This window comes from Pseudonocardia yuanmonensis (assembly GCF_039542425.1).
Taxonomy (GTDB): Bacteria; Actinomycetota; Actinomycetes; order Mycobacteriales; family Pseudonocardiaceae; genus Pseudonocardia; species Pseudonocardia yuanmonensis.
In genome coordinates this window covers 64,778-87,880 of sequence record NZ_BAABIC010000023.1, presented here as the reverse complement: position 1 = coordinate 87,880, position 23,103 = coordinate 64,778, and the positions used below count along the sequence as shown (strand labels likewise).

Below are 23,103 nucleotides of genomic sequence, written 5' to 3'. Positions count from 1 at the left end.
GGAGGGGACGGGGGGGCGACGGCGGGCGGCGACCCGCCGTCGTCGTCCGACTGCATCCTCATGGAGACCTCTCTGTCTCGGGTCTGGTGGGCCGGTGCCGGAGCCGTGGGCCCGCCGAGGGCAAGGTGGACCGCACACCAGGTCGCGATCCGAGGATTTCTCTAGAATCTGCGTTCTAGAACGTGCGGTACGCTAACCGGGGCCCACCGCAGGCGTCAAGCGGCCGGGATCGGTTTGGTAGAAGTGCCGTTCGAAGAGCAGCGAGGGGATCGATGGCCACGAGGCGAAGGACCCACCGGGCGTCCGAGACGTCGAAACGGGCGATCCTCGAGGCCGTGCTCGCCCAGGCGGTCGAAGCCGGGTACGAGGGCACCACCATGGCCGACGTCGCCCGGGCGGCCGGGCTGCCGATCGGCTCGGTGTACTGGCACTTCCAGAACAAGGAGCAGCTGTTCGTCGAGCTGCTCGACTACTGCTTCGAGGTGTGGAAGCAGACCAACGCGTCGTTCGGCAGCATGCGCGAGCGGCTACGCCACAGCATCAGCGAGTCGGCGGCCGCGTCCGCACTGCTGGCCGAACCGGCCGCAGCGTTCTGGAGCATCGGGCTCGTCTTCGCGCTCGAGCAACGGCTGCAGGACAACCTCGCACGACAACGGTACCTGGCCATCCGCAAGGAGATGTTCGAGGTTGCCGTCGCCCGAGCGCGGGCGTCGTACCCGGGCGCACCGGAGGACGTCGTGGCGGAGCTTGCGGTCGACATGGCCGTCATGGGCCGGGCGCTCACCGACGGCTTCCGGGTGGCCGCCGCCGCAGGCGACGACATCGACTTCGTCCGCTACGCGGAGCTGGCCGCCGACGCGCTCGAGTCCCTCGTCGCCACCCGCCTGAAGGAGTTCGCGCATGACTGAGACCCCCCCGTCCACGACCGGGAAGATCGCGATCGTCGTCGGCGGCGGGGCCGGGATCGGCGCCGCATGTGTGCGGGAGTTCGCCGCGAACGGCTATCAGGTGGTCGCGATGTCGCCGTCGGGTAGGGCCCGGGCCCTCGCCGAGTCGCTCGGCGGTGCCGGCCTGGACGGCTCGAACACCCGCACCGAGGACCTCCGCGCCTGCGTCGACCTCGCCGTGTCGCGGTACGGACGGCTCGATGCGGTCGTCAACAGCGGCGGCCACGCGGCACGGGGCCCGGTGTTGGAGATCACCGACGAGCAGTGGTCCGAGGGCATGGACCTCTACCTGCTCAACGTCGTGCGCATGGCCCGCCTGGTGACGCCCCACCTGATCACCTCCGGCGGCGGCGCGATTGTGAACATCTCCACCGCCGGCGTCTTCGAGCCGAGCCCGATGTTCCCCGTGTCGGTGACGATGCGAGCGGCGCTGGCCTCTTTCACCAAGCTGTACGCCAACGAATACGGCCCGCAGGGCGTCCGGATGAACAACCTGCTCACCGGGCTGACGAAGGACGACCCCGGCACGCTCCCGGCCGAATGGACGAGCGCCATCCCTCTGCGCCGCGCCCAGAGCACCGCAGAGGCTGCCCGGGTCGTCCGTTTCCTGGCAGGTGAGGAGTCTGCCTATATGACCGGACAGAACCTCCGCGTCGACGGCGGAGAGACGAAGTCGGTCTGAGAGCCTGCTGGTGAAAACAGATCGCGTTGCACATCTGCGCCGTGGCCTGCTCGACCGCAGCCTGTGCTCGGCCAGCACTCGTCCACGACGACCACCGGCTCCCCGACGGCGAGGGCGGAAGAGATTTGCCACGATCTCCTTCGCGTTCGGATCCGAGACCGGACGACAGGTTTGCGGTCAGACGTCGGCCAGCCGGCGGAAGCGGCTGCCGTGGAAGACCAGGGGCGCCGCGGCGGTGTCGGTGCGCAGACCGTGAACGTGGAGCAGCACGATGTCGTGGTCACCCGCGGGCACCTCGGCGTGGATGGTGCAGTCGACCCACAACGTCGCCCCGTGCAGGAACACGCTGCCGTCGTCCGCGGTGTACCAGCGGGTGCCGGCGAAGCGATCGCCCGTCTTGCCGGCAAGTCGGGCACAGATCTCGTCCTGGCCTTCGGCCAACACGCTCAGGCCGAGGCGCGGACGCTCCCGCAGCCGGGGCCAGGTCGTCGAGCTGTGCTGCATGCACACGGACACCAGCGGCGGTTCGATCGAGACCGAGGTGAACGAACTTGCGGCAAGCCCGACCGGCTCACTCCCGATCACAGCACACACTGCGGTGACGCCCGAGGGGAAGCACCCGAACGCCTGTCTCAGCTGATCGGCTGCCGTGACCGACACCAATCCTGTCATGTCCTGCTCCTTTGTCCGCTTTCGGCGCTGAGCGGTCGGCTCTCCGCGAGCATCGGAGCACCGCATCCAGGCCGAGCAGGCGCGCGCGACACGGTTCGCGGGTTCGCGGTGCGATCAACCCGAGCCACCCGTCGCTGTCACCGACGTCGACCACGTCATCACTTCGCTCCCGGTTCCTGCGCCGTCTTCGGCGATGCGACGAGGGGTGGGGTCGTGTTGTGGAAGTCGGTCAGTTCCTGGAAAGCCCTGGCCATACCCAGGAGGACGCCCTCACGGAAGGGAGGACCGACCAGCTGGACAGACGTCGGGCAGCCGGCCGGGTCCCACCCTGTGGGGAGTACGAGACCGGGCACCCCGGTCAGATTGCCCAGCATCGTCGACCTCGACTGGGCCTCGTAGAGCGGGAGGCGCTGCCCGTTGACGCTGACGGTGAGTTCGTCCAGGTCGGGGGCCGTCGACGGGGTTGACGGCATCGCGATCATGTCCACGTCGGCGAAGGCTCGGCCCAGCTCGGTCTGGAGCTGGTGGCGGAACTGCAGCGCGCGCAGGTAGTCGGCTGCGGAGGTGAGCAGTCCTTGGCTCATACGTCTGATGAAGACCGGGTCGTAGTCGTGGAGGCGGTCGCCGAACTCCGCGTGGGAGACGGCTGCCTCGGTGAAGAGGACCTGGTAGCCGACGGCCTGGGCGAGGGGGGCTGAGGGGATGGATACCGGACGGGTACGAGCTCCCGCACGTCGCAGGACGTCGAGGAACTGGTCATACGCCGAACCGACCGCGTCGTCGCAGACGTCGAAGAAGTAGGAGTCCGGGACTCCGATCGTCACCGGGGACCCGGTCAGGTCCAGCGCAGGGACGACGGCCGAGGGGTAGTCCTGCGAACGCGGATCCTCCTCGTCGTAGCCTCGGATGACCTCGAACAGACGGGCAGCGTCGACCGCAGTGCGGGCCAGTGGTCCGACGGTCTCCGTCGTCGGGGACAGCGGCACGACTCCGGTCCGGGGTACGGCGCCGCAGGTGGGTTTGAGACCGGTCAGACCGCACCATGACGAGGGCACCCTGATGGAGCCGCCGGCGTCGGACCCGATGGACACCGGGTAGTAGCGCGCGGCGATCGCGGCCGCGGATCCGGACGATGAGCCCCCGCTCCACCGGCGCACGTCCCACGGATTCCGCACGGGGCCGTTCAAAGGGTTGTGGGGGCCGCCGATCGCGAACTCGGTCGTGCCCTCCTTCGCCACCAGCACGGCACCCGCAGCCTCCGCCCGGCGTACGACCGTCGCTGTCCGCTCGGCGACACGCCGGGCGTGGATCTTCGATCCCGACGTGGTGATCTCGCCGTGCACGTCGATGACGTCCTTGATCCCGAACGGGACGCCCTCCAACGGCCGCGGACGCCCCTGCGCCCATCGCCGCGCCGACGCGGCGGCTGCACGGTCCGCGCGTTCACCGATCACCGTGACCACTGCGTTGAGCTGCTCGTCGTAGCGCGCGATCCGCGCACGGCTGGAGGCGAGCACCTCGGTCGGGGAGATGGCGCCGGTGCGGTAGGCCTCGAGCAGCTCACCGACGTCGAGGGCACAAAGATCGTTCAACTCTGTTCCCCGGCCTGTCGCTGTGGGGCGCTCGCCTGCTCGGTACGTCGCCGCAGCCAGACGTCACCCCACACGTGGTCGGTCTGTCCGGACAGCAGCGGTATCGGCTGGGCGCGGACCGCGGCCAGGACGGGCTCGACGGCATCGATCGAGTCCCGCAGGTCCTGCAGCTGCCCAGCGTCGAGGTCGCGGCCGAGCCGACTGGCGCGTGCCCGCAGCACCACTGCCGTCAGATCCTCATCCATCGAGGGATTCCTTTCCGTCGCGCGGCGTCGAGGTCGACGAGCTTCAGTGCCGGGTGGAGCGCCGAGCTCGTCTGGCCGCCCAAGGAGCTTGACCGTTGCCCACCCTTGACGTCAATACATCAGATGTTTACAGTCCGACCCCACTGCAACGGCAGCGGAGGGGCTTAGATGCAGTGCGCAGGCTCCCGCAAGACGGGCCGCGCACCACACGAACTCCGACCACTCATTGGGGAGGCGCAAGTGCAGCTGGGGATCTTCATGCCCACGATGAACAACGGGTGGGTCTTCTCCACCAACTCACCTCAGTTCATCCCGGACTGGTTCCTGATGGAACAGACGGCGACCAAGGCCGAGCACTACGGCTTCGACTTCCTGTTGGCTCCGGTGAAGCTCCGCGGGTTCGACGGCCCGACCGAGCCGTGGAACCACACCCTCGACTCCTTCGCCGTCATGGCCGGGCTCGCGGTGCGGACCAGCCGGGTCAAGCTCTACGCGTCGGTCGCCACCCTGACCACTCCCCCGGCGCTGTGCGCGAAGCAGGCGGCCACCATCCAGGACATGGCCGGGGGCCGGTTCGGGCTCAACATCGTCACGGGCTGGGAGAAGCCCGAGTACACCCAGATGGGCATCTGGCCCGGTGACGAGCACTTTGCGAACCGCTACGACCACGCCACCGAGTACGTCACCGTCATGAAGGAGCTCTGGGAGACCGGGCGCTCCGACTTCAAGGGCGAGTTCTTCCAGATGGACGACTGCATGCTCGGCCCCAGGCCCACGCATCCCATCGACCTCGTGTGTGCGGGGGGCTCCGACCGTGGTATCCGCTTCTGCGCGGAGCTGGGCGACTACCAGTTCCTCGTGGGTAAGCCCGAGGTCGAGGACCTGCGAGCACAGTCCGATCGGCTCCAGCAGGCGGCAAAGGTGAGCGGCCGCGAGGTCGGCGGGTACCCGCTCTACACGATCGTGCTGCGTGACTCCGTGGCCGAGGCGGAGGAGGCCGTCGAGAGTTGGCGCGAGCACCAGGACTTCGAGGCCGTCGGCAACATGATGGGCATCGCGTCGACGGACACCTCCACCGACGAGGCCTCGACCAAGAACATCATGCTGGGGTCTGACGCGTTCATGTTCAGCATCGGGCGGATCGTCGGGGACGCGAAGACCGTCGCCGACAAGATCCGCGAGCTCAGCGAGGTCAACGGGGTCTCGGGCATGATGCTGACCTTCCAGGACTACCTGACCGACCTCGACCGGTTCGGCAAAGAGGTCATCCCCCTGCTCAAGCAATAGCGCGTCGCGCCAGTCGCCGCACCCGTCGCACCCGCCGCGGGCGCGACGAGTGCGGCGGCCCGACCGCACCGAAGTCTGCTATACATCAGATGTTTATAGATCGGGGAGGCGTGCTGTGTCGTCGCACGTACAAGAGGCAGGGTCACAGGACAGGGCCCGATCGGCACCTCGCATCGCCGTCGTCTTCTACAGCGCGACCGGCAACATCGCTGCGATGGCCGAGGCGCTCGCCAAGGGCGCCGGTGGGGAGGGCGCCGAGGTCAGACTGCGCCCGGTCCGCGAACTCGCTCCTCGCGAAGCGATCGACCGCAACCCGCGCTGGCGCGCCTGGGTCGACAGCAACCCCTACCCGGTCACGGCGACGCTCGATGACCTCGAATGGGCCGACGGCATCGTCCTGGGAAGCCCGACGCGTTTCGGGGGCCCCGCCGGACAGCTCAAGGAGTTCCTCGACACGACCGGCGGGCTGTGGGCGCGCGGAGCACTCGCGAGCAAGGTCGGGACGGCGTTCACGAGCGCCTCGACCGCCCACGGCGGGCTCGAGTCGACCATCCTTGCCATGAACAACGTCTTCTATCACTGGGGGGCGATCATCATGCCGGTCGGCTACGCCGACCCCCATCTCAAGGAGTCGGGCAACCCCTATGGCGGCTCCTTCGTCTCCCGAGGTTCTGCTCCACCCGACGACGTTGCGCTGCAGGCCTGCCAACTCCAGGGGGCCCGGTTCGCGCGCATCACCGCCCAACTTGCAGGAGCCCGATGATGCAGACGAACACGGCGACGGTCACCGATCTCCTCACGGCCTACGCCGGCGGCGAGCTCACGCCCTCTGAGGTCGTCGAGAGCGTTTTCACGCAGATCGCGGACGCGAACCCGGTCATCAACGCGCACTGGCACGTCCTGCACGAGACTGCGGCTGCGGCGGCCGCCGAGTCCACCGCACGATGGCGCTCGCGCTCGGCGGCACCCCGACCGCTCGAGGGGGTCCCGGTCGGGATCAAGGACGTCATAGACGTCGCCGGCGCTCCGTGCACCGGCGGCTCCCGGCTCTACCGGAACCGGAGCGCGACGAACGACGCGACGGTCGTGCGCCGGCTGCGGGCCGCCGGCGCGGTCATCGTCACGAAGGACGCCACGACGGAGTTCGGCGTCGGTGGCCCGCTCAACCCGCTGTTCGGCCCGACCCGCAACCCCTGGAGCCCCGAACACTGGACAGGCGGATCCTCCTGCGGCGCCGCGGCGGGTCTCGCCGCCGGAACGATCCCCCTCGCGGTCGGCACCGACGCCGGCGGCTCGGTACGCATCCCGGCCGCCTGGAGCGGAGTCGTCGGTCTCAAGCCCACCATGGGGCGGGTCAGCCGAGCGGGAGTGATGCCCTGCTCCTGGCATGCCGAAGTGGTGGGCCCCATGAGCCGCACCGTCTCCGACGCACTCACACTCCTGCAGGTCATCTCCGGCCACGATCCCGCCGATCAACGCACCATCGCGGGCCGGAGCATCGAGCGGGACCTCGAGGACCCGCCCCCCACCGCCCTGCGCATCGGCATCGCCCCCGAGTGGTGGGCAGACCTCACCGACGAGCCGACCACCCAGGCACTCGAGAGGGCCGTCGAGGCGCTGCGCACCACAGGCGCCCAGATCGTCCCGGTCAGCGGACTGCCGGCGGCCCGCGAGCTTCACGACCTCTCCTACGAAATCGTCTGGGCCGAAGCCTGGGCGACCCACGGCGCGCACGCCGAGCACCACCACCTCATGGACCCAGTCGGCGTCGGGCGTCTCGCCGCCGGCCAAGAGGTGACCGCCGCCGAGTACTTCCGGATCCTGCAACGCCGCGCCGACGCCCAACGGCGCGTCTTCGCCGCGCTGGAACCGGTCGACGTCCTGCTCACCCCCACCACCGCTACCTCCGCACCCCGCCTCGACGACCTGAACCTGGCCATCGGAGGCAACAGCCTTCCGGTGCACAAGGGTTACGGGTTGCTTACCGCCCACGCCAACCTGACCGGCTTCCCCGCCCTGGCAGTCCCGGCCGGCTTCACGTCCACGGGGCTACCGCTGTCGGTCCAGTTCACCGCACGCCCCTGGGACGAGATCGCCTGTTGCCGCGCCGGGCGCGCCTTCGAACGCGCAGCAGGACGACCTCAGGCCACTCCCGATCTTTCGCGAGCACCCGGCATCGCCACCGGCTCACCGGATGACGTGACGGGCTCCGGACCGAGCTGGACGCCCTACCTTGAAGGCGAGCTGGACCCCGGCGGGGTCGATGCCTTCCTCGCGACATGCCCCTGAGGAAGGGACGAACCGCGCGCACACAAGCGCGGACATGTGATCCCACCACGTAGGATGGGGCCACTTTCTCTTCGTCTCGGAGCGTGTCCACACCACATGTCCAGCAAAGCCGACAGCACCCACGTAGCCGACGCACGCGCGCCCCGGCTACGCGTCCAACGGGTGCGGCCGGCCTACCAGCAGGTCGCCGATGAACTCCGCGGCCAGATCTTGACGGGCCTGCTCGGACCGGGCCAGCGGCTGCCGAGCGAGACCGAGCTGATCGAGATGTTCGGCGTGAGCCGCGGCACCGTGCGAGAAGCCCTCCGGATGCTGGTCAGCCAGAACTTGATCGAGACACGTCGCGGCGTCAACGGTGGGTCTTTCGTCTCCAGCCCCGACCCGGAGCGAGTAGTCGCGGCTCTCGGCGCCACGATCGGTGTGCTGGTGGAGACGCCCAAGCTGCGGATGGAAGACCTGCTCGAGGCTCGCCTGCTGCTCGAGCCGATCGCCACCCGACTGGCCACCGAACGCGCCGACCCAGAGACCCTCGAGACGATCCTGGCCGCAGCAAACGCCCACCGACAGCCGGACGACGCCACCGGCTTCGCCGGGCACCTGGACTTCCACACCACCGTCCTGATGGCCACCGGCAACCTCATGATCACCATGATGGGGCAGCCTGTGGCAGACGTACTACGGACCCGACTCCTCCAGGCCACCGCCGACAGCGCCGACAGCTCTGAATGGGATCGCGTCGACGAAGACCACCGCCACATCGCAGAGCACATCGCCGCCGGCGACGGCCCAGGCGCCGAGGCCGCGATGCGACAGCACATCAACGACCTCCGAGCGCTCTACCAGCGCGCCGGCTGCTGGTGAGCGGCTGACCGGAGCGCCTCGCCTTCGCGGAACACCCGCTACCAGGAGAACCTAAGGCCATCCTCGGGCCGCCACGGCGCCATACTTCTGTTCTTCCCGCCGCAACGGGCGCCTGCAGGGAACGCCGACACGGCGACCGTCTCGGGCCCGCGGGACTGTCAGACGAACGGTGTAACTGGCCGGGGTGATGGCTGGTTTCCGTTGCTGGGGACGATACGGCCGGCGAAGGTGATCGCGAAGGCGTTCAGGGCTGGCTTCCAGCGCATCGCCCACCGGGCTCGGCCTTTCCCGGTGGGGTCGAGTGTTTCTCGGACGTGAGCCGCCTGATGCCGGGCCGGAAGAGCACTCGCCTTGACGGCATCCAGGCGTCTCTGCTCATGAAGGCGGGACCTTCCGGGACTGGCTGATGAGCTGGAGACGGCGCCCGCCACCTGAACGAACTCGTCGCTCGCGCTACCGGCGTTCCACTGAGCGAGTCGAATGTTCCCGTCGGCCTGGCGACGGTGTGACAGTCCCGGCATGCAGCAAGAGAAGATCCCGACCGCGATCGTCGGGCCGGGGAACATCGGCACAGACCTGCTGGCGAAGCTGGCCGGCAGTCCGGTGCTCGACGTCCGCTACGTCGTCGGGCGTCGTGGAGTCCGAGGGTCTGGCCCGCGCCCGGGCGCGCGGGATCGAGGCCAGCGCGGACGGGGTGGACTGGCTGCTCCGCCAGGACCCGCTGCCGACGATCGTGTTCGAGGCGACCTCGGCCAAGGCGCACGCCGCCCACGCCCCCCGCTATGCGGAGGCGGGCATCCAGGCCGTCGACCTCACCCCCGCGCACCTGGGTCCGATGGTCTCGCCCGCGGTCAACGGCGCCGAGCACCTCGCCTCGCCCAACGTCTCGATGATCACCTGCGGGGGCCAGGCGACGATCCCGATCGTGCACGCCGTCTCGCGGATCACCCCCGGTGCCCTACGCCGAGATCGTCGCCTCGATCGCGTCGCGCTCGGCCGGGGCGGGCACCCGGGCGAACATTGACGAGTTCACCCACACCACCGGCCGGGCCGTGGCCGAGGTCGGCGGGGCCGGGCGCGGTAAGGCGATCATCATCCTGAACCCGGTGGAACCGCCGATGATCATGCGGGACACTGTGTTCTGCATGATCGGTGCCGACGCCGACCGCCCCGCGATCACCGCGTCGATCCACGAGATGGTCGACGCGGTGCAGGAGTATGTGCCCGGCTATACGCTGCGCGCCGAGCCGCAGTTCGACGAGCCCACCGAGGCCCTCGTCGCCGAGGTCGGCTCGGGAGACACCGCCGAGGCCTGGGTCGGCTACCACGGCCACCAGAACATGAGCTTCGGCGTCGCCAACTCCGTCATCGCCCACAAGGTCGGCGTCCGCTACGTCGACGGGTCGCTGTGTGCGCTCGGCGCACGGCGTGAAGGGGACTTCGAGCGCGTCCTGCTGGTCGGTCATCCCCTGGAGGAGCTACCGCATCGGCTGTCACTGCGTGAGCTCGAGGTGCTCACCCTGCTGATGGCGGGGCTCGGCAGCATCGGCGCGGCCATCAACCCCTGGCCACGGTCGCGCGCTCAGCGCGCCGACACGCCGCGCTCGACGGCGTGTCGTGACACAGGTTCACCTCGGCAAGACCGCACCCTGGAGCGCGACCGAAGGAGTTGGTGTCACAACTGGTGTCATGAGACCGGCGGGTCGTGACAGAACCGAACAGCTCTGCCGTGCTGAACTGGGTGGGCGCGGCAGGGATCGAACCTGCGACCGCTCGGGTGTAAACCGAGTGCTCTCCCGCTGAGCTACGCGCCCGGGACCGGGGCGGAATCCGCCCCGGGATGCGGCTAGAGCGCCGCGAGGGCCTTCTTCCATCCCTCCTGGTCGCGGGCCTCACCGGGCTGGTTGACCTCGGCGAAGCGGATCACGCCCTCGCGGTCGACGAGGAAGGTGCCGCGGACGGCCATGCCCGCGCCCTCGTTGAACACGCCGTAGGCCTTGGCGACCTCGCCATGCGGCCAGAAGTCCGACAGCAGCGGGAAGGTGTAGTTCTCCGCGGTGGCCCACGCCTTCAACGAGAAGGTGGGGTCGGTGGAGATCGCGAGGATCTGGACGTCGTCGTTCTGGAAGGACGAGAGGTCGTCCCGCACCGTGCAGAGCTCGCCGGTGCAAATACCCGAGAACGCGAACGGGTAGAAGACCACCAGGACGGCCTTGTCGCCCTTGAAGGAGGACAGGCTGACCTCCTGCTTGTCCTGGTCCTTCAGCGTGAAGTCGGGGGCCTGGGATCCCACCTCGGGTGCCATGGTGCGTCGATCTCCTCGAAGGCGTGCGGGAGCCCGCCGGCGTGGGCCGGCGGGCGGTTCCTCCCGAGCCTAGGCCACGGCGGAGACGGGCCGACACCTCCGCCCCACGGGGCCGGCCGTGGCGCCCGCGCCGCCGTGGGCCCGCCTAGCGCTTCTTGCCCGCCTTCGGCGACATCAGCCGCGCGCCGGCCCAGTCCTCGCCCACGCTGACGTTGGACGTCTGCGCCAGGCCCGCGGTCGGCGCGGCCTCCGCGATCTCACTGGGCTCGAGATGGCCCGGCCGGCCGGTCTTCGGGGTGAGCACCCAGATCATGCCGTTGTCGGCCATCATGCTGCGGGCGTCCACGAGGGTGTCGACGAGATCGCCGTCGCCCTCCCGGAACCAGAGCAGGATGACGTCGATGACCTCCTGGGCGTCCTCGTCGAGGAGGTCCTCGCCCGTGACGTCCTCGACGGCCTCGCGGACCGCGTCGTCGACGTCGGTGTCGTATCCCAGTTCCTGGACGACCATGCCCGGCTCGATGCCGAGCTTGCCCGCGATGTCGGACGGACGTCCGGCATCCTCCGCGGCGACCACGCGTACACCTCTTTCCTCCGGTACGGCGGCGCAGGGTGCGACCGCCGCGAGTGGGTTCGGATGCGGAATCCGAACACGACCATGCGGCCCCGCGCAACCGCCGTACCGTGATCATGCGGCGAGGGGCACGATAGGGGTACCGCCCGGGGGCTGCCGCCCGGCACGACCCCGGGGAACGCGGAACACTGCACAGCACCTGTACGAGCCACCCAGGGAGACCCCTTGACCGGCCAGAGCACCACCGGCGGCAACCCGGCCAGCAGCGGCGCCGAGAGTCCGCGGCGCGTCCACGTCATCCGTGACGGCCTCGCGGCCCACCTCCCGGACATCGACCCGGAGGAGACCGCCGAGTGGTTGGACTCGTTCGACGCCGCGCTCGACAACGCCGGGCAGCAGCGCGCCCGCTACCTGATGCTCCGGCTGCTCCAGCGGGCCCGTGAGCGCCACGTCGGGGTCCCGTCGCTGACCAGCACGGACTACGTCAACACCATCCCGACCGACCGCGAGCCGTGGTTCCCCGGCGACGAGGAGGCCGAGCGCTCGTACCGGCGCTGGATCCGCTGGAACGCCGCCATGACGGTGCACCGCGCGCAGCGGCCCGGGATCGGCGTGGGCGGGCACATCTCCTCCTACGCCTCGTCGGCGACGCTGTACGAGGTCGGCTTCAACCACTTCTTCCGCGGCAAGGAGCACCCCGGCGGCGGCGACCAGGTCTACATCCAGGGCCACGCCTCCCCCGGTGTCTACGCCCGCGCCTACCTCGAGGGCCGGCTCACCGAGGACCGCCTCGACGGCTTCCGCCAGGAGGTCAGCCACGGCGGCCCGGGCCACGGCCTGCCGAGCTACCCGCACCCGCGGCTGATGCCGGACTTCTGGGAGTTCCCCACCGTCTCCATGGGCCTCGGCCCGATGAACGCGATCATGCAGGCGCGGTTCAACCGGTACCTGCACGACCGCGGCATCAAGGACACCAGCCAGCAGCACGTCTGGGCCTTCCTCGGCGACGGCGAGATGGACGAGCCGGAGTCCCGCGGCCTCCTGCAGGTGGCCGCGACCGACCAGCTCGACAACCTGACCTTCGTCGTCAACTGCAACCTGCAGCGGCTCGACGGCCCGGTGCGCGGCAACGGGAAGATCATCCAGGAGCTGGAGGCCTTCTTCCGCGGCGCCGGCTGGAACGTCATCAAGGTCATCTGGGGCCGGGAGTGGGACGCCCTGCTCCACGCCGACCGCGACGGCGCCCTGGTCAACCTCATGAACACCACGCCGGACGGCGACTACCAGACCTACAAGGCCAACGACGGCGCGTACGTCCGCGACCACTTCTTCGGCCGCGACCCGCGCACGAAGGCCATGGTCGAGCCGCTCACGGACGACCAGATCTGGGGCCTCAAGCGCGGCGGCCACGACTACCGCAAGGTCCACGCGGCGTACAAGGCCGCGACCGAGCACCACGGCCAGCCGACGGTGATCCTGGCGAAGACGATCAAGGGCTACGGTCTGGGCTCGCACTTCGCCGGCCGCAACGCGACCCACCAGATGAAGAAGCTCTCCCTGGACGACCTCAAGCAGTTCCGGGACGAGCAGCGCATCCCCATCTCCGACGCCCAGCTCGAGCAGGACCCGTACCTGCCGCCGTACTACCACCCGGGCGAGGACGCACCGGAGATCCAGTACATGAAGGAGCGCCGCCGCCTGCTCGGCGGCCCGCTGCCCTCGCGGCGCACCACGTCGAAGGCCCTGGTGCTGCCGGGCGACAAGGTCTACGAGACCATCCGGAAGGGCTCCGGCAAGCAGGAGGTCGCCACGACGATGGCGTTCGTCCGGCTGCTGCGCGAACTCATCAAGGACAAGGAGATCGGCGCCCGGTTCGTGCCGATCATCCCGGACGAGGCCCGCACGTTCGGCATGGACTCCATGTTCCCGACGCAGAAGATCTACAACCCGCACGGGCAGCACTACACGTCCGTCGACGCGTCGCTGATGCTGGCCTACAAGGAGTCCGAGCAGGGCCAGCTGCTGCACGAGGGCATCAACGAGGCGGGCTCGGTCGGCTCCTTCACCGCGGCGGGCACCTCGTACGCCACCCACGGCGAGCCGATGATCCCGGTCTACGTCTTCTACTCGATGTTCGGGTTCCAGCGGACCGGCGACTCGATCTGGGCGGCGTCCGACCAGATGGCGCGTGGCTTCCTGGTCGGCGCCACCGCGGGCCGCACCACGCTGACCGGCGAGGGCCTGCAGCACAACGACGGGCACTCGCTGCTGCTGGCGGCCACGAACCCGGCGATCGTCTCGTACGACCCGGCGTTCAGCTTCGAGATCGCCCACATCGTCAAGGACGGGCTGCGCCGCATGGTCGGCGACGACCCGGAGAACGTCATCTACTACCTGACGGTCTACAACGAGCCGTACCCGCAGCCGGCCGAGCCGGAGGGCCTCGACACCGAGGGCGTGCTCCGCGGCATCTACCGCTACCTGGGCACGAACAAGGAGGACGGGCCGCAGGTCCGGCTGCTCGCCTCGGGCGTCGCGCTGCCGTGGGCGATCCAGGCGCGCGACATGCTGGCCGAACAGTGGGGCGTGGGCGCCGAGGTGTGGTCGGTGACGTCGTGGGGCGAGCTGCGCCGGGACGGCGTGGAGGCCGAGCACCACAACCTCGTCCACCCCGACGCCGAGCCGCGGGTCCCGTACGTGACCCGGGCGCTGGGCGGCACGGACACCCCGGTGATCGCCTCCTCGGACTGGATGCGCGCCGTTCCGGACCAGATCCGGCAGTGGGTGCCGGCGCCGTTCGTCACGCTCGGCACGGACGGGTTCGGCCTGTCCGACACCCGGCCCGCCACCCGGCGGCACTTCGCGGTCGACGCCGAGTCCATCGTGGTCGGGGCGCTGCAGTCGCTCGCCGCGCGGGGCGAGGTCGACAAGGGCGCGCCCGCCGAGGCCGCCGCCAAGTACCGGATCGACGACCCGCAGGCCGCCGGCCCGCAGACGTCGGACTCCGGCGTCGCCTGATCGGTGGAGGGGGCCGCCCGGCGGTCGCCCGGACGGTCCCCTCCCGACGATTAGGTCGCTTTCGGCGTGTTTCGGTCCCGTTCCGGGCCGAATACACAGCTCACGACCCCTCGGCAAGCGACGCGAATCACGCTAGGCTCCGCCCGACGCCGACCCTCCGGTGGTGGATCGGCGTCCCGACCAGGGCGCGGACAGTAGCGGCCGGGCGGCGTTTCCCGGGGCGAGAGCCTCGAGCACGTACGAGGAGAGCAAGAATGGCAGAGGGCACCGTCAAGTGGTTCAACAGCGAGAAGGGCTACGGCTTCCTCGCTCCCGACGGTGGTGGCGCGGACGTGTTCGTGCACTACTCCGCGATCCAGGTCAACGGCTACAAGAGCCTCGACGAGGGACAGCGTGTGTCCTTCGACATCGAGCAGGGCCAGAAGGGTCCGCAGGCCACGCAGGTGACGCCGATCGGCTGATCCACCCGTCCCGGCCGGCCGGTCGGGACGCCACCCACCAACCGGCGCACAGTACGTTCCGCTTTCCTCGCCCGTCTCGGCGCGAGCCCCGCACGGCACGTGTCAGCGAACGATCCGTACGTCGTCGACGGCCGGGGTGACCAGCACGCGGTCACCCCGGTCGTCGACGTCCGGGGTCGTTGCGAGTGCGTCACCCCGGTCGTAGGTCACTGCCCATCGACCAGACCAGCACCTCGGCGCCCTCCGCGCCCGCGGTGAGTTCCGTGCTGCCCGCGGAGGCGGAGCGTGCGGAGCCGACCGTGGGTGCGGTCAGGCGCAGCTCGTCGCCCTCGCCCAGCTCTCCGGTGTGGGTGTCCGCGCTGCCCGCGGTCAGGAAGACGTGCAGGTAGGGCGCCTCGGGCAGGGACCACACGGCGCCGGCGGCCAGCCGGGCGGCGTGCAGCTCGGCGTCCGTGCGGCGGAGCGGGAGCGCCCCGTCCCTGGCGTCGCCGCCCGTCGCGACGAGGAACGGGCGGCCCGCGGCCAGCTCGTCGGCCACGTCCCGGCGGGCGAGCGCGGGCTCGCGCAGCGGGCGGTCCGGGACGAGCCAGGCCTGCACGAACCGGACGGGGCCGGGCCCGCCGCACCGCTCGGCGTGCTCCACCCCGGTGCCCGCGGAGAGCACCTGCACCGTCCCCGGCCGCACCACGGCCTCGTTCCCCAGCGAGTCCGCGTGCGCCAGCTCGCCGGACACCACCCAGGTCACGAGGTCGACCTCGTGGTGGGCGTGGGTGTCGTAGCCCGCGCCGGGGGCGACCCGCTCCTCGTTGTGCGCGAGCAGGGCGCCGAAGAAGGTGTTCTCCGGGACGTAGTGGGAGCCGAAGGAGAAGCCGTGCCGCGCCTCGCAGCCGGCGTGCACCGTCCGCGGGCGGTCCGCACCGCGGCGCAGCTCCACCCGTCCGTACCCGATCACAGGCTCCTCCTTCCGGCGCGTCCGGCCCGCCCCGGCGTGCCATGCTTCCCCATATGACCCTGTCCGACGTGCGGGCGGTCTCCGCGGCCACCCTGCGCCGCCTCGAGCTGGCCACCGGCGACCTCGCCGCGGCATGCCTCTCCGCGATGGAGGACGGCCAGCCGTGGTTCGCGCGGCTGCCCGCCGACCGGCGCGCGGGCGTCCTGCTCGTCACGCAGACCGGGGTCAGCAACTTCGTCGCCTGGCTCGGCGAGCCGGACGAGACGATCCGGCTCACCGCGGAGGCGTTCCGGATCGCGCCGCGCGACCTCGCCCGCAGGCTGTCCCTGCGCCAGACCGTCGACCTGGTGCGGATCGCCACCGAGGTGTTCGAGGAGCGGCTGCCGCCGCTGGCCGCCGACGAGGCCGAGTACCGGATCCTCGTCGAGGCCGTGCTGCGGTTCGGCCGCGAGATCGCCTTCGCCGCCGCCACCGTCTACGCCAACGCCGCCGAGACCCGCGGGGCGTGGGACGCCCGGCAGGAGGCCCTCGTCGTCGACGGCGTGGTCCGCGGCGACGCGGACGACGCGCTGGTCTCCCGCGCGGCCGCGCTCGGCTGGGACCCGGCCGCCGCGGTCCGGGTGCTGGTGGGCAGCCCGCCCGCGGCCGACGGCGGCGACGCGGCCGAGATCCTCTCCGGCATCCGCCGGCACGCCACCCGGCTCGGCCGCTCGGTGCTGGTCGGGGTGCAGGGCAGCCGGCTGGTGCTGCTGCTGACCGAGCCGCGGGGCCGGATCGCGCCCGACGACCGGCCGCGGAACGGCGCCCACCCGATCGCCTCGCTGGTGGGGGACTTCGGGCCGGGGCCCGTCGTCGTCGGGCCACGGGCGCCGAGCCTGGAGGCCGCGCACGTCTCCGCCCGGGACGCCCTCGCCGGGCTGCGGGCCGCGCCCGGCTGGCCCGCGGCGCCGCGGCCGGTCGACGCCGACGACCTCCTCCCCGAGCGCGCGGTCTCCGGCGATCCCGCCGCGCTGCGCCTCCTCGTGGACGCCGTGGTGGCGCCGCTGGAGGCCGCCGGCGGGGAGCTGCTCCGCACGCTCGCCACCTACCTGGAGGGCGGCAGCGCGCTCGAGGCCTGCGCCCGCGCCCTGTTCGTGCACCCCAACACGGTGCGGTACCGGCTGCGGCGCGTGAGTGAACTCACCGGGCGCTCGCCCTCGGATCCCCGGGACGCGCTGGTGCTCCGCACGGCCCTGCTGGCGGGCCGCCTGGCCGGGCCCGCGGGCCCAGCCACCCCGTCCTGACCTGGCAGAACCCTCCACACCCCGCTCGACGTGCCCGGGAGCGACCGGTGGGTAGCGTGCCGCCCGTTGGAGGAAACCCACAAATCGGGGTGGCCAACGTGGTGCGTGGCGGTGTTCCGTTCCCCGCCGCCGCAGTGTTGGCTGTAGCGTTGTGATCGCCTTGCTCGCGCCCGGTCAGGGGTCGCAGTCCCCCGGCATGCTCGCGCCCTGGCTGGAGGACCCCGCCGCCGCCGAGACCGTGGCGGCCTGGTCCGAGGCCACCGGGCTCGACCTCGCCCGCCTCGGCACCACCGCCGACGCCGACGAGATCAAGGACACGGCCGTGACCCAGCCGCTGGTCGTCGCCAACGCCCTGCTCGCCGCCGCCCGGCTCGCCGACGCCCTGCCCGCCTCCGCCGCCACCGCCGGCCACTCGGTCGGCGAGCTCGCCGCGGCCGCGGTGGCCGGCGTGATCGGCCCCGACGACGCCGTGCGGCTGGCCGCGATCCGCGGCCGCGCGATGGCCGACGCCTGCGCCCTGGAGCCCACCGGCATGGCCGCCGTCCTGGGCGGCGACGAGACCGTGGTGCTGGCCCGGCTCGAGGCGCTCGGCCTGGACCCGGCGAACCGCAACGGCGCCGGCCAGATCGTCGCCGCCGGCCCCCAGGCCGCGATCGAAGAGCTGGAGAAGGAGCCGCCGGAGGGCGCCCGCCGCGCCGCCGTGCTGCCCGTCGCCGGCGCCTTCCACACCCGGTTCATGGCCCCGGCCGAGGACGCCGTCCGGGCCGCGGCCGCCGACCTGAGCCCGGCCGACCCGACCCGCCCGCTGCTCACCAACTCGGACGGCTCGGTGGTCAAGGGCGGCGCCGCCGCGCTCGACCTGCTCGTGGCCCAGGTGACCCGACCGGTCCGCTGGGACTCCTGCATGGCGACGCTCGGCGAACTGGGCGTGACGGCGGTGTTGGAACTGCCTCCGGCGGGAACCCTGGTGGGGTTGGTCCGCCGGGACCTCAAGGGCGTCAAGACCCTGGCGCTCAAGACACCCGACGACCTGGACAAGGCCGTCGCGCTCATCGAGGAGCACGCGTGAGCGAACCTGCGACCGGTGCGGGGAGTACCTTCCGCCTCGCCCCGACGGTGCCCGGTGCCCGCATCATCGGCCTGGGCAGCAGCCAGCCCGAGCACGTCGTCACCAACGACGACCTCGCGCAGCGGGTGGAGACGGACGACCAGTGGATCCGGGACCGGGTCGGCATCGTCGAGCGCCGGGTCGCCCAGGACGTCACGCTCGTGGACATGGCCGTCGAGGCCGGGTCGCGGGCGCTGAAGGACTCCGGGATGACCACCGCCGACGTCGACACGGTCATCGTGGCCACCTGCACCATGACCGCCCCGATCCCGAACGCCGCGGCGCAGACCGCCGACCGGATCGGGATCAGCGCGCCCGCCGCCTTCGACCTCAACGCCGCCTGCGCCGGGTTCTGCTACGGCCTGGGCGCCGCCGCCGACCTGGTCCGGGCGGGCTCCGCGCGCACCGTGCTGGTCATCGGTGCGGAGAAGCTCTCCGACTGGGTCGACTGGGACGACCGCTCGACCTGCATCATCTTCGCCGACGGGGCCGGCGCGGCCGTGGTCACCGGCGCGCGGAGCCCGGAGGAGATTGGCGTGGGGCCCGTCTCCTGGGGCTCGGCGGGTGACCAGGCGGCCACGATCCGGATCCTCGAGGAGAGCACCAACAAGCTCTGGCAGCACGGCCAAGCCGTGTTCCGGTGGGCCACCACGCAGATCGCCCCGGTCGCGCTCGACGCGGTCGCCAAGGCCGGGCTCACCCCCGCCGACATCGACGTACTGATACCCCACCAGGCGAACCTGCGGATCATCGAGGCCGTGGCGAAGAAGCTCCGCAAGGAGGGCGCCCGCGAGGACATGCGCGTGGCCGACGACATCGTCCATTCCGGCAACACCTCGTCCGCGTCGATCCCCATGGCACTCGACCACATGCGCGCCGCGGGGAGCGTGCGTTCCGGCGACATCGCCCTCCTCGTAGGCTTCGGCGCGGGGCTGTCGTACGCCGGCCAGGTCGTGCGCGTCCCCTGAGCTGTCCCCCTGACCGATCCACACCCATCCAGAAGGAGCACGCCCGTGGCTGACACCGCCGAGATCCTGTCCGGCCTCGCCGAGATCGTCGAGGAGGTCGCCGGCATCGACACCGCCGAGGTCACCGCCGAGAAGTCCTTCGTCGACGACCTCGACATCGACTCGCTGTCCATGGTCGAGATCGCCGTGCAGGCCGAGGACAAGTTCGGCGTGAAGATCCCGGACGACCAGCTCGCCGAGCTCAAGACCGTCGGCGACGCCGTCTCGTACATCGAGAAGAACCAGTAACGCGGAGGACCCGCACCGCCGGGTCCGCCGCTGCGCACCGCGGCCCCTCCGGCCGCCCGCCCGCTCGCCAGAAAGGCCATCCATGACCGACGTCGTCGTCACCGGCTACGGCGCGACGACCCCGCTCGGCGGGGACGCCGCCTCCACCTGGGACGCCCTGCTCGCCGGCAAGTCCGGCGTGGGGCACACCACGGGTGAGTGGGTGGACAAGCACGACCTGCCCGTCAAGATCTCCGCGCAGCTCGCCGTGGAGCCCACCGAGGTCCTGTCCCGCGTGCAGGCCCGCCGGATGGACCGCTGCGAGCAGGTCGCGGTGATCGCGGCGCGGGAGGCGTGGGCGCACGCGGGCCTGGCCGTCGAGAAGGGCGAGGAGCCGAAGGTCGACCCGACCCGGCTGGCGGTGGTCGTCGGCACCGGCATCGGCGGCGTGACCACCCTGCTGGACCAGGACGACCTGCTGGAGGCCGACGGCCTGCGCAAGGTCTCGCCGCTGGTCGTGCCGATGCTGATGCCCAACGGGCCCGCGGCGCTGATCTCGCTGGAGATCGGCGCGAGGGGCGGGGTGCACTCCCCCGCGTCCGCCTGCGCGACCGGCGCCGAGGCCATGGCCTGGGCGTGGCGGCTGCTCAAGGCGGGCGAGGTCGACGTCGTGGTCGCGGGTGGGGCGGAGGCCTGCATCGCGCCGATCACCGTCGCCGGGTTCGTCCAGGCCCGGACCCTGTCGCAGCGCAACGACGCCCCGCAGGAGGCGTCCCGGCCGTTCGACACCGGGCGGGACGGGTTCGTGCTCGGCGAGGGCGCGGGCGTGCTGGTCCTGGAGCGGCGCGAGTTCGCCGAGGCCCGGAACGCCACGATCCACGGCACCCTCGCGGGCATCGGGCTGACCTCGGACGCCTACCACATCACGGGTCCGGACCCCGAGGGCGGCGGGCAGGGCCGGGCGATGCTCAACGCGGTCCGGACCGCGGGCCTGGAACCCTCGGACGTCGGGCACGTGAACTGCCACGCGACGTCCACCGTGGTCGGGGACGTGGGCGAGGCGAACGCCATCAAGAAGGCGCTCGGCGACCACCCGGTGCTCACCGCGCCGAAGGCCTCGATGGGGCACCTCGTCGGCGGCGCGGGCGCGGTCGAGGGTCTGATCGCCCTCCTCTCCGTGCGGGACGGGATCATCCCGGCCACGCTGAACCTCGAGGACAAGGACCCGAAGGTCGACCTGGACGTCGTGGCGGGCGAGCCGCGCAAGATGGACCTCACCGCCGCGGTGAACAACTCCTTCGGCTTCGGCGGCCACAACGCCAGCCTGCTGTTCACGAAGTAGCCGCACCCGCCCGGTCAACAGGGCCGGGAGAGGGTGCTCCCCGGTGAGCCGGCGCCGATCGCGAGGGCGGCGCCGGTCATCGGGAGGGCGGCGCGCCAGCAGATGCGGTCCACCCGCAGGTCCGGCGGCGCGTCGGCCGGGTCCTGCGTGCTCGTGAAGCGCACCAGCGCCAGGACACCGCCCGGTGCCGGCTCGATCCGGTCCACGCGGATCGTGCCGTCCTGCGTGCTGCGCACCCCCGCCAGCCAGGTCTCGGCGGGCTGCGCGGCGGCCCGCTCCGGGGTCACGGTGGCCGCCCAGGCCGCGTGGTCGCGCGCGTTGATCGCGTCGAAGTAGGCCTGCAGCCGCTCGCGCACGGCGAGGTGCTGCGGGTGCATGAGGGCGTCGTGACTCAGTTCGACGGTCGCGGGGCCGGCGCCGGTTTCCGGCACCGCGGCGGGTGCGTCCGTGGGTGCCCCCGCCTCGAAGGCCCGCCCGCCGATGAGCCAGGCCGCGGCCGCCGCCGCGGCCACCACCAGCGCGAGCGCTCCCGCCGTCGCGACCGCCACCGCATTCCGCACGGGGACAGTCTGCCCGAGATCACTGCTCCGGACGGAGCAGACACGGGCCGACCGGGATCAGCCGACCTGGTGCAACCAGGTGACCGGCGCGCCGTCCCCCGCGAACCGGCAGGCCTCGAGCTCGGCGTCCCACGCCTCACCCAGGGCGTCGGAGATGCGCGAGGCGAGCATCGACGCGGGGCCGTCCGCGATGATCGTGCGCAGCTGGTCCTCGCCCAGGAGCACGTCGCCGTTGGCGCTCATCCGGCCCGTCCACAGCCCCAGCCCCGGGACATGGCAGAACCGCTGACCGTCGACACCCGTGCTGGGCTCCTCGGTGACCTCGAAGCGCAGCATCGGCCACGCTCTCAGTGCACCGGCGAGGGCGCCGCCGCTGCCCACCGGACCCGTCCAGCTGAACTCCGCGCGCAGCTGACCGGGTACGGCCGGCTGCGCACTCCACTGGAGCGTCACCCGTGTCCCGAGGACGCCCGACACCGCCCACTCGACATGCGGGCAGACCGCAGTCGGCGACGAGTGGACGTGGACCACGCCGCGTGTGCTCACTGCAGACCTCCGCTTCTGACAGACGTGGATCGTCTTCCCCTACGTCCACGGTCGTCGGCGTCGGCCGGCGTTCCGGGTCCTCCGGCCCGGACGGGATGGAACTGTGCGTGATCACTCTGCCCGATCCCGCTCCCGTCTGCCAGCACTGGACGGTGGCTGCGGCGTGTCGCACGCTCCCGGGAGTGTCGATCGAGTAGGCGCGCGCCCGGGCGCGTCCTCGTGGCCGGAACGCTCATCGGCGCACCTCTCCCCCGTCGACGAAGACGTTGTCCCGGAGCTCCGCGGCGCCCCGGACCCGCAGCGGCGCCGCGCCGGCGTCCCGGTGGAACCGGTTGCCGGTGATCCGCAGGATCGCGAGCGGCGCCGCGGCCGCGTCGCGCAGCACCGTGTACTCGCCGCCGCCCAGCTCGTTGTCGCGGACGACCACCGGACCCCGCCGCTCGGGCCTTCGCTCGCCGGCGCTCTCGTGCCGCGCCGCCTCGACGGGGTCGACCAGCACGGCGCTGCCGAGGCCGGGCCCGATGCCGAGCCGGACGCGGTTCGCCTCGACCAGCACGTCGCCCTCCGGGGCGGCGAGGGTGATCGCGTCGACCGCGCGGCCGGGGTGCGGCGCGAAGTCGTGCAGCCAGCTGTTGCGCAGGGTCGCGCCGGGGCCGAGCCGCGCGCCGTCGACCCGGACCGCGGTCATCTCGATGCGCTCGGCCACCCAGTCCGGCCCGTCGAGGGCGACGTCGGTGAACTCTCCGGTGAGCGTGGTGTCCTCGATCCGGACCGAGCCGCCCTCGACCGTCCGGATCCCGGCCGCGGTGGTGCCGTCGCCGGTGATGCGGCTGCGGCGGACGACCACGCCGGGGGCGGCGACCACCACGCCGCCGGTGAGGTCGAGCCCGTCGAGCACGGCCCCGGGCGTCCGGACCTCCAGGGCGGCGCGGACGGGACAGAGCCGCAGCCCCGCCGGCGTGCCGACGCTGTCCGGCGGCGGGGGCGCGTACGGCCCGGTCTCGGCGCACACCGGCACGGGGGACGGCGACGGCGCGGCCGCCTCGCCCCCGCTTCCCGCGCCGACGGCGAGGCCGACGGCGAGCAAGGTCGCCACGAGCCCGCCGAGCACGCCCCGGATCGAGAGCATGCACGGAGAGTACGG

22 protein-coding genes, 1 tRNA gene and 2 pseudogenes are annotated in these 23,103 nt (G+C 71.7%); 14 read left to right on the top strand and 11 right to left on the bottom strand.

Annotated elements, in window-relative coordinates; translation table 11 throughout:
• Positions 1 to 272 precede the first annotated feature (272 nt).
• A complete protein-coding gene (locus ABD990_RS27400) occupies positions 273 to 908 on the top strand; it encodes a TetR family transcriptional regulator (protein WP_345383634.1) in 636 nt (211 codons plus the stop codon).
• Positions 901 to 1,629: an SDR family oxidoreductase gene (locus ABD990_RS27395; protein WP_345383633.1), complete on the top strand. Its 729-nt coding sequence runs from the start codon at positions 901 to 903 to the stop codon at positions 1,627 to 1,629. Before ABD990_RS27400 ends, ABD990_RS27395 begins: the two co-directional genes overlap by 8 nt.
• Positions 1,630 to 1,806: 177 nt before the next feature.
• On the opposite strand, the gene ABD990_RS27390 is transcribed toward ABD990_RS27395, so the two are convergent.
• From ABD990_RS27390 to ABD990_RS27380, 3 genes are all read right to left on the bottom strand, one after another.
• Entirely contained in the window at positions 1,807 to 2,301 is a 495-nt protein-coding gene (locus ABD990_RS27390; RefSeq protein ID WP_345383632.1) for a flavin reductase family protein, read from the bottom strand.
• A gap of 158 nt (positions 2,302 to 2,459) precedes the next feature.
• Positions 2,460 to 3,893, bottom strand: coding sequence for an amidase (locus tag ABD990_RS27385; protein WP_345383631.1), 1,434 nt, complete (start codon positions 3,891 to 3,893; stop codon positions 2,460 to 2,462).
• Complete coding sequence (locus tag ABD990_RS27380; protein ID WP_345383630.1) at positions 3,890 to 4,138, bottom strand: hypothetical protein; 249 nt, start codon at positions 4,136 to 4,138, stop codon at positions 3,890 to 3,892. The genes ABD990_RS27385 and ABD990_RS27380 overlap by 4 nt, the downstream gene beginning before the upstream one ends.
• A 240-nt stretch (positions 4,139 to 4,378) precedes the next feature.
• Here ABD990_RS27380 and ABD990_RS27375 point away from each other — a divergent pair, with 240 nt between their 5' ends.
• The 4 genes from ABD990_RS27375 to ABD990_RS27360 all read left to right on the top strand — a co-directional run bounded on the left by ABD990_RS27375 (position 4,379) and on the right by ABD990_RS27360 (position 8,575).
• The gene (locus tag ABD990_RS27375) at positions 4,379 to 5,425 is read left to right on the top strand and encodes an LLM class flavin-dependent oxidoreductase (protein WP_345383629.1); all 1,047 of its coding nucleotides are present in this window, start codon (positions 4,379 to 4,381) and stop codon (positions 5,423 to 5,425) included.
• 115 nt (positions 5,426 to 5,540) lie between these two features.
• Positions 5,541 to 6,188, top strand: coding sequence for an NAD(P)H:quinone oxidoreductase (gene wrbA / locus ABD990_RS27370; RefSeq protein WP_345383628.1), 648 nt, complete (start codon positions 5,541 to 5,543; stop codon positions 6,186 to 6,188).
• Complete coding sequence (locus tag ABD990_RS27365; protein WP_345383627.1) at positions 6,185 to 7,714, top strand: amidase; 1,530 nt, start codon at positions 6,185 to 6,187, stop codon at positions 7,712 to 7,714. The genes wrbA and ABD990_RS27365 overlap by 4 nt, the downstream gene beginning before the upstream one ends.
• Positions 7,715 to 7,810: 96 nt before the next feature.
• The gene (locus ABD990_RS27360; protein ID WP_345383626.1) at positions 7,811 to 8,575 is read left to right on the top strand and encodes a FadR/GntR family transcriptional regulator; all 765 of its coding nucleotides are present in this window, start codon (positions 7,811 to 7,813) and stop codon (positions 8,573 to 8,575) included.
• A 158-nt stretch (positions 8,576 to 8,733) separates the two neighbouring features.
• On the opposite strand, the pseudogene ABD990_RS34560 reads toward ABD990_RS27360, so the two are convergent.
• Positions 8,734 to 8,934: pseudogene (locus ABD990_RS34560) on the bottom strand (hypothetical protein); the annotation flags it as partial.
• Positions 8,935 to 9,094: 160 nt separating this feature from the next.
• Between ABD990_RS34560 and ABD990_RS27355 the strand changes: the two are divergent.
• A pseudogene (locus ABD990_RS27355) lies at positions 9,095 to 9,846 on the top strand (acetaldehyde dehydrogenase (acetylating)); the annotation flags it as partial.
• A 471-nt stretch (positions 9,847 to 10,317) separates the two neighbouring features.
• On the opposite strand, the gene ABD990_RS27345 reads toward ABD990_RS27355, so the two are convergent.
• From ABD990_RS27345 to ABD990_RS27335, 3 genes are all read right to left on the bottom strand, one after another.
• A tRNA-Val gene (locus ABD990_RS27345) sits at positions 10,318 to 10,389 on the bottom strand.
• A gap of 32 nt (positions 10,390 to 10,421) precedes the next feature.
• The gene (locus ABD990_RS27340; RefSeq protein WP_345383625.1) at positions 10,422 to 10,880 is read right to left on the bottom strand and encodes a peroxiredoxin; all 459 of its coding nucleotides are present in this window, start codon (positions 10,878 to 10,880) and stop codon (positions 10,422 to 10,424) included.
• 145 nt (positions 10,881 to 11,025) lie between these two features.
• A complete protein-coding gene (locus ABD990_RS27335) occupies positions 11,026 to 11,457 on the bottom strand; it encodes a DUF3052 domain-containing protein (protein ID WP_345383624.1) in 432 nt (143 codons plus the stop codon).
• Positions 11,458 to 11,679: 222 nt separating this feature from the next.
• Between ABD990_RS27335 and aceE the strand changes: the two genes are divergently transcribed.
• Together aceE and ABD990_RS27325 are read left to right on the top strand one after the other, a co-directional pair.
• A complete protein-coding gene (gene aceE, locus ABD990_RS27330) occupies positions 11,680 to 14,472 on the top strand; it encodes a pyruvate dehydrogenase (acetyl-transferring), homodimeric type (protein WP_345383623.1) in 2,793 nt (930 codons plus the stop codon).
• A 254-nt stretch (positions 14,473 to 14,726) separates the two neighbouring features.
• The gene (locus tag ABD990_RS27325; RefSeq protein ID WP_037052393.1) at positions 14,727 to 14,933 is read left to right on the top strand and encodes a cold-shock protein; all 207 of its coding nucleotides are present in this window, start codon (positions 14,727 to 14,729) and stop codon (positions 14,931 to 14,933) included.
• Positions 14,934 to 15,123: 190 nt separating this feature from the next.
• On the opposite strand, the gene ABD990_RS27320 is transcribed toward ABD990_RS27325, so the two are convergent.
• Positions 15,124 to 15,885, bottom strand: coding sequence for a pirin family protein (locus ABD990_RS27320; protein WP_345383622.1), 762 nt, complete (start codon positions 15,883 to 15,885; stop codon positions 15,124 to 15,126).
• A 53-nt stretch (positions 15,886 to 15,938) separates the two neighbouring features.
• Between ABD990_RS27320 and ABD990_RS27315 the strand changes: the two genes are divergently transcribed.
• From ABD990_RS27315 to ABD990_RS27295, 5 genes are all read left to right on the top strand, one after another.
• Positions 15,939 to 17,168 (top strand): PucR family transcriptional regulator, encoded by a 1,230-nt coding sequence (locus ABD990_RS27315; protein ID WP_345383621.1) that lies wholly within the window; start codon positions 15,939 to 15,941, stop codon positions 17,166 to 17,168.
• A 151-nt stretch (positions 17,169 to 17,319) separates the two neighbouring features.
• Positions 17,320 to 18,237: an ACP S-malonyltransferase gene (locus ABD990_RS27310; protein ID WP_345383620.1), complete on the top strand. Its 918-nt coding sequence runs from the start codon at positions 17,320 to 17,322 to the stop codon at positions 18,235 to 18,237.
• The gene (locus ABD990_RS27305; RefSeq protein ID WP_425569667.1) at positions 18,234 to 19,244 is read left to right on the top strand and encodes a beta-ketoacyl-ACP synthase III; all 1,011 of its coding nucleotides are present in this window, start codon (positions 18,234 to 18,236) and stop codon (positions 19,242 to 19,244) included. The genes ABD990_RS27310 and ABD990_RS27305 overlap by 4 nt, the downstream gene beginning before the upstream one ends.
• Positions 19,245 to 19,289: 45 nt before the next feature.
• Complete coding sequence (locus tag ABD990_RS27300) at positions 19,290 to 19,532, top strand: acyl carrier protein (protein ID WP_037052399.1); 243 nt, start codon at positions 19,290 to 19,292, stop codon at positions 19,530 to 19,532.
• An 82-nt stretch (positions 19,533 to 19,614) separates the two neighbouring features.
• A complete protein-coding gene (locus ABD990_RS27295) occupies positions 19,615 to 20,853 on the top strand; it encodes a beta-ketoacyl-[acyl-carrier-protein] synthase family protein (protein ID WP_345383619.1) in 1,239 nt (412 codons plus the stop codon).
• 14 nt (positions 20,854 to 20,867) lie between these two features.
• Here the strand turns inward: ABD990_RS27295 and ABD990_RS27290 are convergent, their stop codons facing one another.
• The 3 genes from ABD990_RS27290 to ABD990_RS27280 form a co-directional block, all read right to left on the bottom strand.
• The gene (locus ABD990_RS27290; protein WP_345383618.1) at positions 20,868 to 21,413 is read right to left on the bottom strand and encodes a hypothetical protein; all 546 of its coding nucleotides are present in this window, start codon (positions 21,411 to 21,413) and stop codon (positions 20,868 to 20,870) included.
• A gap of 57 nt (positions 21,414 to 21,470) precedes the next feature.
• Entirely contained in the window at positions 21,471 to 21,959 is a 489-nt protein-coding gene (locus tag ABD990_RS27285; RefSeq protein ID WP_345383617.1) for a DUF3145 domain-containing protein, read from the bottom strand.
• Between the two features lie 232 nt (positions 21,960 to 22,191).
• Positions 22,192 to 23,088, bottom strand: a complete 897-nt coding sequence (locus ABD990_RS27280) for a hypothetical protein (RefSeq protein WP_345383616.1) — start codon at positions 23,086 to 23,088, stop codon at positions 22,192 to 22,194.
• Positions 23,089 to 23,103: the final 15 nt, after the last annotated feature.

Excerpts from the sequence above, each read along its gene's own strand:
- ABD990_RS27400 (WP_345383634.1), top strand. The coding sequence starts at position 273 with ATGGCCACGAGGCGAAGGACCCACCGGGCGTCCGAGACGTCGAAACGG.
- ABD990_RS27395 (WP_345383633.1), top strand. The coding sequence starts at position 901 with ATGACTGAGACCCCCCCGTCCACGACCGGGAAGATCGCGATCGTCGTC.
- ABD990_RS27390 (WP_345383632.1), bottom strand. The coding sequence starts at position 2,301 with ATGACAGGATTGGTGTCGGTCACGGCAGCCGATCAGCTGAGACAGGCG.
- ABD990_RS27380 (WP_345383630.1), bottom strand. The coding sequence starts at position 4,138 with ATGGATGAGGATCTGACGGCAGTGGTGCTGCGGGCACGCGCCAGTCGG.
- ABD990_RS27365 (WP_345383627.1), top strand. The coding sequence starts at position 6,185 with ATGATGCAGACGAACACGGCGACGGTCACCGATCTCCTCACGGCCTAC.
- ABD990_RS27360 (WP_345383626.1), top strand. The coding sequence starts at position 7,811 with ATGTCCAGCAAAGCCGACAGCACCCACGTAGCCGACGCACGCGCGCCC.
- ABD990_RS27340 (WP_345383625.1), bottom strand. The coding sequence starts at position 10,880 with ATGGCACCCGAGGTGGGATCCCAGGCCCCCGACTTCACGCTGAAGGAC.
- ABD990_RS27325 (WP_037052393.1), top strand. The coding sequence starts at position 14,727 with ATGGCAGAGGGCACCGTCAAGTGGTTCAACAGCGAGAAGGGCTACGGC.
- ABD990_RS27315 (WP_345383621.1), top strand. The coding sequence starts at position 15,939 with ATGACCCTGTCCGACGTGCGGGCGGTCTCCGCGGCCACCCTGCGCCGC.
- ABD990_RS27295 (WP_345383619.1), top strand. The coding sequence starts at position 19,615 with ATGACCGACGTCGTCGTCACCGGCTACGGCGCGACGACCCCGCTCGGC.
- ABD990_RS27280 (WP_345383616.1), bottom strand. The coding sequence starts at position 23,088 with ATGCTCTCGATCCGGGGCGTGCTCGGCGGGCTCGTGGCGACCTTGCTC.